At 72.4% G+C, this 12917-nt stretch carries 8 protein-coding genes; 5 read left to right on the top strand and 3 right to left on the bottom strand.

The genetic code is table 11. The features are described 5' to 3' along the window. Positions 1-53: 53 nt before the first annotated feature. Complete coding sequence (locus ACZ6PY_RS26245; RefSeq protein ID WP_466076465.1) at positions 54-1913, top strand: polysaccharide biosynthesis protein; 1860 nt, start codon at positions 54-56, stop codon at positions 1911-1913. A 171-nt stretch (positions 1914-2084) separates the two neighbouring features. Beyond that, complete coding sequence (locus ACZ6PY_RS26240) at positions 2085-3008, top strand: NAD(+)/NADH kinase (RefSeq protein ID WP_466076461.1); 924 nt, start codon at positions 2085-2087, stop codon at positions 3006-3008. Between the two features lie 21 nt (positions 3009-3029). Here the strand turns inward: ACZ6PY_RS26240 and wecB are convergent, their stop codons facing one another. From wecB to glgC, 3 genes are all read right to left on the bottom strand, one after another. Then, the gene (gene wecB, locus ACZ6PY_RS26235) at positions 3030-4154 is read right to left on the bottom strand and encodes a non-hydrolyzing UDP-N-acetylglucosamine 2-epimerase (protein ID WP_466076458.1); all 1125 of its coding nucleotides are present in this window, start codon (positions 4152-4154) and stop codon (positions 3030-3032) included. Between the two features lie 130 nt (positions 4155-4284). Next, positions 4285-5928, bottom strand: coding sequence for a phosphoglucomutase (alpha-D-glucose-1,6-bisphosphate-dependent) (gene pgm / locus ACZ6PY_RS26230; protein WP_466076455.1), 1644 nt, complete (start codon positions 5926-5928; stop codon positions 4285-4287). Between the two features lie 31 nt (positions 5929-5959). Then, a complete protein-coding gene (gene glgC / locus ACZ6PY_RS26225; RefSeq protein WP_466076452.1) occupies positions 5960-7192 on the bottom strand; it encodes a glucose-1-phosphate adenylyltransferase in 1233 nt (410 codons plus the stop codon). Positions 7193-7287: 95 nt separating this feature from the next. On the opposite strand from glgC, the gene glgA reads away from it, so the two are divergent. Genes glgA through glgB form a run of 3 tightly spaced genes read left to right on the top strand, consistent with a single transcriptional unit; the run spans position 7288 to position 12727 of the window. Then, entirely contained in the window at positions 7288-8496 is a 1209-nt protein-coding gene (gene glgA, locus ACZ6PY_RS26220) for a glycogen synthase (protein ID WP_466076449.1), read from the top strand. Between the two features lie 38 nt (positions 8497-8534). Beyond that, the gene (locus ACZ6PY_RS26215) at positions 8535-10637 is read left to right on the top strand and encodes an alpha-1,4-glucan--maltose-1-phosphate maltosyltransferase (RefSeq protein WP_466076446.1); all 2103 of its coding nucleotides are present in this window, start codon (positions 8535-8537) and stop codon (positions 10635-10637) included. Further along, entirely contained in the window at positions 10625-12727 is a 2103-nt protein-coding gene (glgB, locus tag ACZ6PY_RS26210; RefSeq protein ID WP_466076443.1) for a 1,4-alpha-glucan branching protein GlgB, read from the top strand. Before ACZ6PY_RS26215 ends, glgB begins: the two co-directional genes overlap by 13 nt. Positions 12728-12917: the final 190 nt, after the last annotated feature.

The raw sequence follows: 12917 nt of genomic DNA, 5'->3' as shown, positions 1-12917 counted from the left end.
AAGAGGCCGCCCTGCTGGCGGCCCCGACGCGGGTGATCAACAGGGGAGAACAAATGCCGCGGGAAGCAATCACTGCCGGAAACGCGGCCCAGGCCGGTAGACGGCGGACAGCCGTCCAACTCCTGGCCGCCGACACGGCGGCGTGGCTCGGCGGGAGTGTGGTGGCCGTCTGGGCCCGGTACGAGTTCGAGTTGACCCCGGGTCAGCTCGCCCGGGCGGTCGGGATCGGTGTCGTCGCCGCCGCGCTGCACCTCGGTGGCACGGCGGTACGCCGGCTCTACGCGGGGCGCCACCCCCTCGGCAGCCTCGGCGAGATCCGCGGCCTCGCCGCGACCACCGCCGTCACCGCGGCCGTGCTGCTGCTCGCGCTCGCGCCGCTCCCCCAGCGCCCGGTTCCGGCCAGCACGCCGGTCGTCGGGGCGGCGCTGGCGCTGCTGCTCATGTTCGGCACCCGCTCCGTCTACCGCCAACAGCGGGACCGCGCGCTGCGTCCCCGGGCCGCCGACGCGCACAAGGTGCTGCTGTTCGGCGCCGGTTCCGCGGGCGAGGGCCTGCTGCGCTCGATGGTGAGTGACCCGGCCAGCGCGTACCTCCCGGTCGGTCTGCTCGACGACGACCCGGGCAAGCGGGACCTGCGGATCCACGGGGTGCGGGTGCTCGGCGGCCGGCACGACGTGGCGAACGTGGTGCGCCGGACCGGCGCGAGCACCCTCATCCTCTCGGTGGCCAACGCCGACGCCGACCTGGTCCGGCAGATCCGGGAGGCCACCCTGGCCACCGGCGCGGCGTTCAAGGTGGTCCCCCCGGTCCGCGAGCTGGTCAACCACCGGATCACCGTGAACGACGTGCGGGACCTCCAGATCAGCGACCTGCTCGGCCGGCGGCAGGTGGTCAGCGACCTGACGCTGGACCACGAGGGGCTGCGGGGACGCCGGATCCTGGTCACGGGCGCGGGCGGATCGATCGGTTCGGAGCTCTGCCGGCAGATCATGCGGGCCGACCCGGGCGAGCTCATGATGCTGGACCGGGACGAGTCGGCGCTGCACGCCCTGCAGATGTCCCTGGCCGGCCGGGCCCTGCTCGACAGTCCCGACCTGATCCTCGCCGACCTGCGCGACGACGAGGCGATCCGGCGGATCTTCCAGGAGCGGCGGCCGGAGATCGTCTTCCACGCGGCGGCGCTCAAGCACCTCACGCTCCTTCAGCGGCATCCCGGCGAGGCGGTCAAGACGAACGTGTGGGGCACCCTGAACGTGCTCGACGCCTGCCGGGACGTGGCCCGGTTCGTGAACATCTCCACCGACAAGGCGGCCGACCCGATCAGCGTGCTCGGCTACTCGAAGCGGATCACCGAGCGGTTGACGGCACATGCCGGCGCAAACCACCCCGGCACCTTCCTGAGCGTGCGCTTCGGCAACGTGCTGAGCAGCCGCGGGTCGGTGGTGACGGCCTTCCAGCGCCAGATCGAGGCCGGACTGCCGGTGACCGTCACCCACCCCGACGTGACCCGCTACCTGATGACCGTCCAGGAGGCGGTGCAGCTGGTCCTCCAGGCCGCCGCCATCGGCCGCGACGGTGAGGCGCTCGTGCTGGACATGGGCGAGCCGGTCCGCATCCAGGACCTGGCCCGGGAGATGATCGACCGGGCCCAGAACCCCACCCCGATCGTCTTCACCGGGCTCCGGCCGGGCGAGAAGCTGCACGAGGACCTGCTCGGCACCGGTGAGGTCGACGTCCGGCCGCTGCACCCGCTGATCTCCCACGTGCCGGTGCCGGTGCTGGACCCGATCGAGGTGGCGGGACTGGATCCGTTCGACGACCCGCAGAAGGTCGTCGCGCACCTCGCCCAGCTGTGTGACCGGGCGTTCGACCCGGCGGGCGACCGCCCGCTCGACGTCGAGCTGTCCCACTGACCGCGGCCCGTGCGGCCCGCCCCGACACCGGGGCGGGCCGTCTCGTCTCTCGGGCGGCTGGACGGTGGCCGCGCCGCTGAGCGCGGAGATGGCACGCCGGCGGTGGTCCCCATGCCAGCCTGCCTGCCCGTACGCCACGCCGACCGACCCGGGATGTGGTGAGCTGTACGGGTGGCGGGGCTGGGTCTGGTGTTGCACCCCACCCGGGACGTCTCCGAGGTGGTCGGGATCATCGAGCGGTGGGCGTCGCGCCACCGCAAGACGCTGCTGGTCCGGGCCGAGGACGAGCACCGGGTGCCGTCCTGCGTCGAGCCGGTTCCCGCCGACGAACTGGCCGTCCGCGCGGACGCGCTGATCAGCATCGGCGGCGACGGGACCATGTTGGGCGCGCTCCGCCTGGCGGTGCGGGACCCGAAGCCGGTGCTCGGCGTGCACCTGGGCCGGCTCGGTTTCCTCGTGGAGGTCGAGCCGCCGGACCTGCCGGAGGCGCTGAGCCGGCTCGCGGCGAAGGACTTCACCGTCGAGTCGCACGCCTGCCTGGCCTGCGACGTGTGCGGCGACGACGTGGTGGCGTTCAACGACATCGCGCTGGTGCGCCAGCCCGGCTCCGGATTCGTCACGGCCACGCTGGCCGTCGACGGCCAGCGGTACGGCTACTACCGCTGCGACGCGCTGGTGGTCAGCACGCCGACCGGCTCGACCGCGTACAGCTACGCGGCGGGTGGGCCGCTGATCTCGCCCGCGGCGGACGCCGTGGTGGTGACCCCGTCGTCGCCGATGGCGGGCATCTCCCGGTCGGTGGTGCTCGCCCCGTCGGAGAGCATCCGGCTGGACCTGCGGCCGCAGACCGCGGCGGTCGCCGTCGAGATGGACGGGCTGGTGATCAAGGAGGCGGCGACCGAGGGCGCGGTGGAGATCCGCTACCGGCGGGACGCCGGCCGGGTGGTTCGCTTCGACCCGCAGCGCTACCAGGAGCGCAACCAGTTGAAGCTGAGCCTGCTCGACCTGCCGTTCCTGCCCGACCAGCTCCGCGAGCTGCTCCCCGAGGAGCTGCGGCGCGAGCGCGACCAGCGGGAGCTGGAACCACCCTGCTGACCCGGGTGGCGCTCCCGGCGGTCAGACCCGGATGCCGGCCCAGTGGTGGTGCTGGCGGACGGTGGAGAGGATGAAGTCGACGACCCGGCGAGAGGTGTCCGACACCCGGTAGCCCGCCGGGCACGGCACGCCGTCCGCGGCGACCTGGTCGACCGCGACAAAGACCGCCTCCACCACGCCGTGCGGGTCCAGCCCGGTCATCAGGATCCCACCGGCGTCGAGCGCCTCGGGCCGCTCGATCGACTCCCGCAGGGTCACCGCGGGGAAGCCGAGGATGGCGGCCTCCTCGCTGATGGTGCCGCTGTCCGACAGCGTGCAGCGGGCGTTGGTCTGCAGGTGTACGTAGTCGAAGAAGCCGAACGGCTCGTGGAAGGCGATGCCCTCCATGGCGGTGTCGCCGACCGCGAGGGCTTCGAGGGCCTTGCGGGTGCGGGGGTGGGTGGAGACCAGCAACGGCAGGCCCCATTCGTCACGGACCGCGCGCAGGCAGTCGAGCAGGCGCTGCAGCCGGTCCGGCCGGTCGACGTTCTCCTCCCGATGCGCGCTGACCACGAAATAGCCGCCCGGGACCAGCTCCAGCTGGTCGAGGACCGAGGACCGGTCGATGTCGGCACGGTAGTGGTCCAGCACCTCCCGCATCGGCGAGCCGGTGAGCAGGATCCGCCGCGGGTGCAGGCCCTCGGCAAGCAGGTTACGCCGGGCGTGCTCGCTGTAGACCAGGTTGAAGTCGGCGACGTGGTCGACGAGCCGGCGGGTGGTCTCCTCCGGCACGTTGAGGTCGAAACACCGGTTGCCGGCCTCCATGTGGTAGACCGGCACGCCCATCCGCCGGGCCACCAGCGCGGCGATCCAGCTGTTGGTGTCGCCGAGCACAAGCAGGGCGTCCGGCCGGTACGCGGCGATGGCCTCCTCGACGCCGACCAGGACGCCGCCGAGCACCCGGCCCAGCGAGGCGGTGTCGGTGTCGAGGAACCGGTCCGGCCGGCGCAGCCGCAGCTCGGTGAAGAAGATGTCGGACAGGGTTCGGTCCCGGTTCTGCCCGGTGTGCACGAGCACGTGCTCAACCGTGCGGTCCAGCCTGTCCATAACCCGGGACAACCGGATGATCTCCGGCCGGGTGCCGACCACCGTCATTACGCGGGTCATGGCCCGTCCCCTCCCCTCGGGCCGGCGGCAGGGCGCCGGCGCGCGCCGCCATCGCGCACGAGCGCGCCACGGCACCTCCCAGGGGAGCAACGAGACGACTCCGGGGAGGTTGTGCGGGGTGGAGGTCCTGTCAGGCCTGCTTGAGCACGTCGGAGACCAGCGCCCGCGCCTCCTCCTGGATCCGGGTGAGGTGCTCGGGGCCCTGGAACGACTCGGCGTAGATCTTGTAGACGTCCTCGGTGCCGGACGGCCGGGCGGCGAACCAGCCGGACGCCGTGCTCACCTTGAGCCCACCGATCGGCGCCCCGTTGCCCGGCGCCGTGGTCAGGGTCGCGGTGATCGGCTCCCCGGCCAGCTCGGTCGCGGTCACCTGCTCGGGCGACAGCTTGGCCAGCACGGCCTTCTCCGCCCGGCTGGCGGGGGCGTCGATCCGGGCGTACGCGGGAGCGCCGAAGCGCTCGGCCAGTTCGGCCCAGTGCTCGCTCGGCGTCCTCCCGGTGGTGGCGACGATCTCCGACGCGAGCAGGCAGAGCAGGATGCCGTCCTTGTCGGTGGTCCAGACGCCGCCGTCGCGGCGGAGGAAGGAGGCGCCGGCGCTCTCCTCGCCGCCGAAGCCGACCGCCCCGTCGAGCAGGCCGGGCACGAACCACTTGAAGCCGACCGGCACCTCGAGCAGTGGCCGGCCCAGGTCGGCGGCGACCCGGTCGATCATCGAGGAGGAGACCAGGGTCTTGCCGACGGCCGCCGCCGGCCCCCACTGCTCCCGGGTGCGGAACAGGTGGCCGATGGCCACGGCCAGGTAGTGGTTGGGGTTCATGAGGCCGCCGTCGGGCGTGACGATGCCGTGCCGGTCGGCGTCGGCGTCGTTGCCGGTGGAGATCTGGAACCGGTCGCGGGCCGCGATCAGCGAGGCCATGGCGTTCGGCGAGGAGCAGTCCATCCGGATCTTGCCGTCGCCGTCGAGGGTCATGAACCGCCAGGTCGGGTCGACCGTCGGGTTGATCACCGTGAGGTCGAGGCGGTGCCGTTCGGCGATCTCCCCCCAGTACGCCACGCTCGCCCCGCCCATCGGATCGGCGCCGATGCGCACCCCGGCGTCCCGGATCGCGGCGATGTCCAGCGCGGCGGGCAGGTCGTCGACGTAGCGGGCGAGGAAGTCGTACTCCCCGGTGGTGTCGGCGGCGCGCGCCCGCGCGTACGGGATGCGCCTCACCTCCTTGAGCCCGGCGGCGAGGATGCTGTTCGCGCGGTCCTGGATCCACGTCGTGACGTCGCTGTCGGCGGGCCCGCCGTGGGTGGGGTTGTACTTGAAGCCGCCGTCGTCCGGCGGGTTGTGCGAGGGCGTGATCACGATGCCGTCGGCGAGCCCGGCGGTGCGGCCCCGGTTGTGGGTGAGGACGGCGTGCGACAGCGCCGGGGTGGGGGTGTAGCCGTCCCGGCTGTCGACGAGCACGGTGACGTCGTTGGCGGCGAGCACCTCCAGCGCGCTGGCCTCGGCCGGGGCGGAGAGCGCGTGGGTGTCCCGGGCCAGGAACAGCGGGCCGTCGAGGCCCTGCTCCCGCCGGTAGTCGCAGAGCGCCTGGGTGACGGCGAGGATGTGGTCCTCGTTGAAGGCGTTGCGCAGGCTCGACCCGCGGTGCCCGGACGTGCCGAAGGAGACCTGCTGCGCCGGGTCGCTCGGATCGGGGTGCCCGGCGTAGTAGGCGGTGACCAGGCGGGGCACGTCGACGAGGTCGGCGGGCTCGGCGGGCTGGCCGGCACGGGGGTGGGCCACGGTGGGAACCTCCTGATGTGGTGCGGGTGGATCAGGCTTCGACGCGCTGGCCCTTGCCGATGACGACGATGCCGTTGTCGGAGACGGTGTACCGCTGGCGGTCCTTCTCCAGGTCGACGCCGATCTCGGCGCCCTCCGGAACGTAGACGTTCTTGTCCAGGATCGCGCGCCGGACCACCGCGTGCCGGCCGATCTCGACACCCTCCATGAGCACCGCGCCGTCGACGTGCGCCCAGGAGTGCACCTTCACCTTCGGCGAGACGACCGAGTTCTCCACCAGCGAGCCCGAGACGACCGCGCCCGGCGACACCATCGAGCCGACCGCCCGGCCGACCCGCTCGCCCCACTGGTGGACGAACTTCGCCGGCGGGTACGGCGGCTGCATGCTGTAGATCGGCCAGTCGAAGTTGTAGAGGTTGAACACCGGGTGGACGTTGATGAGGTCCATGTGGGCGTCGTAGAAGGAGTCGAGCGTCCCGACGTCCCGCCAGTAGCCGCGGTCCCGGTCGGTGCTGCCCGGCACCTCGTTGTCCTTGAAGTCGTAGACGTTGGCCTCGCCGCGCTCGACCAGCATGGGGATGATGCTGCCGCCCATGTCGTGCTTGCTGGTCTTGTCCTCGGCGTCGCGCTCGACCGCCTCGCAGAGCGCCTTGGTGCTGAAGACGTAGTTGCCCATGGAGGCGTAGATCTGGTCCGGCGCGTCGGGCAGCCCCACCGCGTCGGTGGGCTTCTCGCGGAACGCGCGGATCCGCCGGCCGTCCTCGGCGACCTCGATGACGCCGAACTGGTCGGCTGTCGACAGGGGCTGCCGGATGCCGGCCACGGTGACCGCCGCGCCGGAGGCGATGTGGTCCTCGACCATCTGCCGCGGGTCCATCCGGTAGATGTGGTCGGCACCGAAGACGATCACGTGGTCGGGCTGCTCGTCGTTGATGAGGTTGAAGCTCTGGTAGATCGCGTCGGCCGAACCGGCGAACCACCACGGGCCGCGGCGCTGCTGCGCCGGCACCGGGGTGACGTAGTTGCCGAGCATCGTCGACATCCGCCAGGTCTGGGTGATGTGGCGGTCCAGCGAGTGGGACTTGTACTGGGTCAGCACGACGATCTTGAGATAGCCGGCGTTCGCCAGGTTGGAGAGGACGAAGTCGACCATGCGGTACATCCCGCCGAAGGGGACGGCGGGCTTCGCCCGGTCGGTGGTGAGGGGCATGAGGCGCTTGCCCTCCCCGCCGGCAAGGACGATCGCGAGCACCTTGGCAGCCATGCTCAGACGCTATCCATACCGCACCGACTTCACCACTCGTACGGGCACGTTTCCGCACCCGGTGCCGGGCGGGAAAGCGCGCTAGGGTGCCGGTCATGAGCGATACCGCACGGCTGCGCGTCGACCTGCTCACGCGGGAGTACCCGCCGGAGGTCTACGGCGGCGCCGGGGTGCACGTCGAGTACCTCGCGCGCGAGCTGCGCCGCCTCGCCGACGTGCGGGTGCACTGCTTCGGCGCGCCCCGCGACGAGCCGGGCGTCACCGCGTACGCCGAGCCCGCGGCGCTGGCCGGCGCGAACGCCGCGCTGCGCACCATGGGCGTCGACCTGGAGATGGCCGCCGGCACCGCGGGCGCCGACGTGGTGCACAGCCACACCTGGTACGCCAACCTGGCCGGGCACACCGCGAAGTTGCTGCACGGGGTGCCGCACGTGGTGACCGCGCACAGCCTGGAGCCGCTGCGCCCGTGGAAGGCCGAGCAGCTCGGCGGCGGTTACGCGCTCTCGTCGTGGTGCGAGCGGGTCGCGTTCGAGGCGGCCGACGCGATCGTCGCGGTGAGCGACGGCATGCGGCGGGACGTGCTGACCGCGTACCCGGAGGTCAACCCCGACAAGGTGCGCGTCGTCCACAACGGCATCGACACGGCGCAGTACACCCCGGACCCGGGCACCGACGTGGTGGAGCGGCTGGGCATCGACCCGGCCCGGCCCAGCGTGGTCTACGTGGGCCGGATCACCCGGCAGAAGGGCCTGCCGTACCTGCTGCGGGCGGCCCGGGAGCTGCCCGCCGACACCCAGCTCGTGCTGCTGGCCGGCGCACCCGACACACCGGAGATCGCCGCCGAGGTGGAGGGGCTCGTCGCCGAGCTGCGGGCCGGCCGCTCGGGCGTGGTCTGGATCGCCGAGATGCTGCCCAAGCACGAGGTGATCCAGGTGCTCACCCACGCCACGATCTTCGTCTGCCCGTCCGTCTACGAGCCGATGGGCATCGTCAACCTGGAGGCCATGGCCTGCGAGACGGCCGTGGTGGCCACCGCCACCGGCGGCATTCCCGAGGTGGTCGCCGACGGCGAGACCGGGCTGCTCGTCCCCATCGAGCAGGCCGGTGACGGCAGCGGCCGGCCGCTGGACCCGGAGCGGTTCGTGGCCGACCTGGCGGCGACCGTCAACGGCCTGCTGGCCGACGAGAAGCGCGCCGCGGAGTTCGGTCTGGCCGGCCGCCGCCGGGCCGTCGACCACTTCTCCTGGGACACCATCGCCCAGCGGACGCTGGAGGTGTACCGGTCGGTGGGCGCCGCCGGCTGACTTGAGCGCGAAGGGATCTCGGGCAGTAGGTTGAACCGGTGACTGGACGGTTCCCGATCGAAGACGTCTCCCCTGTCGTCGCCTGCGGTCGCTACCCGGCCAAGGCGGTGGTCGGCGAGATCGTGCCCGTGTCGGCCCGCGCCTACCGCGAGGGCCACGACGCGCTCGGGTGCGACGTGGTCTGGCTCGGCCCGGACGGCGCCGCCCGCCCGTTCACCCGGATGCGCCCCGGAGAGCCCGGCCAGGACCGCTGGCACGCCAGCATCCGCCCCGACGCCGTCGGCCTCTGGCGGTTCACCGTCGAGGCGTTCCAGGACCCGTACCTGACCTGGCAGAACGCCGTCACCAAGAAGGTCGCAGCCGGTCAGGGCCCGGCCGAGCTGGCCAACGACCTGGCCGAGGGCGCCCGGGTGCTGGAGGCCGCCCTCGGGCTCGTGCCGGCCGGCGACCGGGAGCGGGTCCGGGCGGCGGTGACCGCGCTGCGCGACGAGGACGCCGAGCTGCCCCGCCGGGTCGGCCCGGCGCTCGACCTGGCCCCGCTGCTCTGGGACCACCCGGTCCGCGAGCTGGTCACCACCGGCGACGAGCACACCCTCTGGGTGGACCGGCCGCGGGCGCTCTTCTCCGCCTGGTACGAGTTCTTCCCCCGCTCCGAGGGCGCGATCCCGGCCACCGTCGACGCGCCCGCCCGGTCCGGCACGTTCGTCACCGCCCTCGACCGCCTGCCGGGCGTCGCGGCCATGGGTTTCGACGTGCTCTACCTGCCGCCGATCCACCCCATCGGCCGGGTCAACCGCAAGGGCCCCAACAACGCGCTCACCGCCGGGCCCGACGACGTCGGCTCGCCGTGGGCGATCGGTGCCGCCGAGGGCGGCCACGACGCCATCCACCCCGACCTGGGTACGCCGGAGGACTTCCGCGACTTCGTCGCGGCGGCCGCCGAGCAGGGCCTCGAGGTGGCCATGGACCTGGCGTTGCAGTGCGCCCCGGACCACCCGTGGGTGACCGAGCACCCGGAGTGGTTCACCACCCGGGCCGACGGCAGCATCGCGTACGCGGAGAACCCGCCGAAGAAGTACCAGGACATCTACCCGCTGAACTTCGACAACGACCCGGAGGGCATCCGGGCGGAGATCCTGCGGGTGGTGCTGCACTGGGTCGGCGAGGGCATCCGGATCTTCCGGGTCGACAACCCGCACACCAAGCCGTTCGACTTCTGGCACTGGCTGATCTGGGAGGTGAAGAAGGTCGACCCGGACGTGCTGTTCCTGGCCGAGGCGTTCACCCGCCCGGCGATCATGCACGGGCTCGGAAAGATCGGCTTCACCCAGTCGTACACCTACTTCACCTGGCGCACGTCCGCGGCCGAGATGCGCGAGTACTGCGCCGAGCTGGTCGCGGCGGCCGACTACATGCGACCGAACTTCTGGCCCAACACCCCGGACATCCTGCACGAATCGCTGCAGCACGGCGGCCCGCCGATGTTCAAGATCCGGGCGGTGCTGGCCGCGCTGCTCTCCCCCTCCTGGGGCATGTACGCCGGCTACGAGCTGTTCGAGCACGTCGCCCGCCCCGGCGCCGAGGAGTACCTGGACAACGAGAAGTACGAACTGCGCCCCCGCGACTGGGCCGGCGCGCAGGAGCAGGGCCGCTCGCTCGCCCCGTTCATCGCCACCCTCAACCGGGTCCGCCGGGACAACCCCGCCCTGCACCGGCTGCGCAACCTGCGCTTCCACGACATCGACAACCCGGCGCTGCTCTGCTGGTCCAAGCACGACCCGGACACCGGCAACACGGTGATCGTGGTCTGCTCGTTCGACTCCCGCGCCGTGCAGTGGGGCAACACCACCCTGGACATGCCGGCGCTCGGCTTCGACTGGCACGAGCGGTTCACCGTGCACGACGAGCTGACCGGCGCCGACTACGACTGGGGGCAGCGCAACGCGGTGCGGCTCGACCCGTACCTGCAGCCCGCACACGTGTTCACGGTGCGGCGGCCCGCCGCGCCGGCCGAGCCCGACGCCGCGCCGCCGGCACCCGCGGCGGCTGACCTGACCGTCGAAGACGTACCCGCCGACCTCTCCGGCGGCACCGCCCCGACCGCACCGGCCGCGAAGGACGACGCACGATGGAGCAGCTGATCGCCGGCCAGGCGCACGACCCGCACGCCACCCTCGGCGCGCACCCCGCCGACGGCCGCACCACCATCCGGACCCTGCGCCGGGGCGCGGCCGACGTGGCCGTGCTCGCCGGCGGCGAGCGGCACCCCATGAAGCGGGTGCACGACGCGGGCGTCTTCGAGGCCGTGCTGCCCGGCGAGGTGCTCGACTACCGGGTCGAGGTGGACGGCGCGACGCACGACGACCCGTACCGCTACCCGCCCACGCTCGGCGACCTGGACCTGCACCTCATCGGCGAGGGCCGGCACGAGCGGCTCTGGGAGGCGCTCGGCGCCCGGGTCTTCGACGAGGGCGTGGCGTTCACCGTCTGGGCGCCCAACGCCCGCGGTGTCCGCGTGGTCGGCGACTTCACCGGCTGGGGGCCGGACGACGGCTGGCCGATGCGCTCGCTCGGGTCCAGCGGGGTGTGGGAGATCTTCGTGCCCGGCGCCACCGTCGGCAGCCGGTACAAGTACCGCATCCTGGGCGCCGACGGGCACTGGCGGGACAAGGCCGACCCCCTCGCGGCCCGCACCGAGGTGCCGCCGGCCACCGCCTCCGTGGTGCACCACTCCCGGTACGCCTGGGGCGACGCCGACTGGCTCACCCGCCGGGCCCGGCGGGCGCCGCACCAGGAACCCATGAGCGTGTACGAGGTGCACCTCGGCTCCTGGCGCCCCGGCCTCGGCTACCGGGAGCTGGCCGAGCAGCTCACCGCGTACGTCACCGAACTCGGCTTCACCCACGTCGAGTTCCTGCCCGTGATGGAGCACCCGTTCGGCGGCTCCTGGGGCTACCAGGTCACCGGCTACTACGCCCCCACGGCCCGCTTCGGCGACCCCGACGAGTTCCGCCACCTCGTCGACCGGCTGCACCAGGCCGGCATCGGGGTCATCCTCGACTGGGTGCCGGCGCACTTCCCCAAGGACGAGTGGGCCCTGGCCCGCTTCGACGGCACCCCGCTCTACGAGCACCCCGACCCGCGGCGCGGCGAACACCCCGACTGGGGCACGTACGTCTTCGACTTCGGCCGCCGCGAGGTGCGCAACTTCCTGGTCGCGAACGCCCTCTACTGGCTCGACGAGTTCCACGTCGACGGGCTCCGGGTCGACGCGGTCGCCTCGATGCTCTACCTGGACTACAGCCGCCAGGAGGGCCAGTGGGCGCCCAACGTGCACGGCGGCCGCGAGAACCTGGAGGCCATCGCGTTCCTCCAGGAGGTCAACGCCACCGTCTACAAGCACCACGCCGGGGTGGTGATGGTCGCCGAGGAGTCCACCGCGTGGCCGGGCGTCACCCGCCCCACCGCCGAGGGCGGGCTGGGCTTCGGCTTCAAGTGGAACATGGGCTGGATGCACGACACCTTGCTCTACACCTCCAAGGACCCGATCTACCGGCAGCACCACCACCATCAGCTCACCTTCTCCCTGGCGTACGCCTGGAGCGAGAACTACGTGCTGCCGATCAGCCACGACGAGGTGGTGCACGGCAAGGGCTCCCTGACCGGCAAGATGCCCGGCGACACGTGGCAGCGGCTGGCCAACGTGCGGGCGCTGCTCGCGTACATGTGGGCGCACCCCGGCAAGCAGTTGCTCTTCATGGGCTGCGAACTCGCCGACGACCGCGAGTGGAGCGAGGAGCGCGGCCTCGACTGGTACCTGCTGCACGACCCGGCGCGGGCCGGCGTGCAGCGCCTCGTCGGCGACCTGAACCGGCTCTACCGGGAGACCCCGGCGCTCTGGGCGCAGGACACCGATCCGGCCGGCTTCCGCTGGATCGCCGGGGACGACGTCGCCAACAACACCGTCTCGTTCATCCGGATCGCCCCCGACGGCCAGACCCTGGTCTGCGTGGCCAACTTCTCCGCGACGCCGCTGGAGGGCTACCGGGTCGGCCTGCCGGCCGGCGGCACCTGGAGCGAGGTGCTCAACACCGACGCCCACCACTACGGCGGGTCGGGGGTGGGCAACCTCGGGACGGTGCAGGCGGAGAGCGTGCCGTGGCACGGAATGCCGGCCTCGGCGGCGCTGCGCGTGCCGCCGCTCGGGGTGCTCTGGCTCCGCCCGGCCTGACGCCCGGACGTCGCTGCCGCCTTCACGCTGGTCGCTGGTCGCTGGTTGCTGCTCGTTGGTCGCTGCTTGTCGTTCGTCGGTTGCTGTTCGCCGTTCGCTGGTCTCTGCTTGCCGCTAGTCGCTCGCTGCTTGACTCCTGATCTTGGAGCGTTGCCGTTCGTGGCGGACGGTAACTCACCAAGATCCCCGA

Source organism: Micromonospora sp. NPDC048907, assembly GCF_055586885.1.
This window is presented reverse-complemented; position numbering and strand designations above follow the sequence as displayed.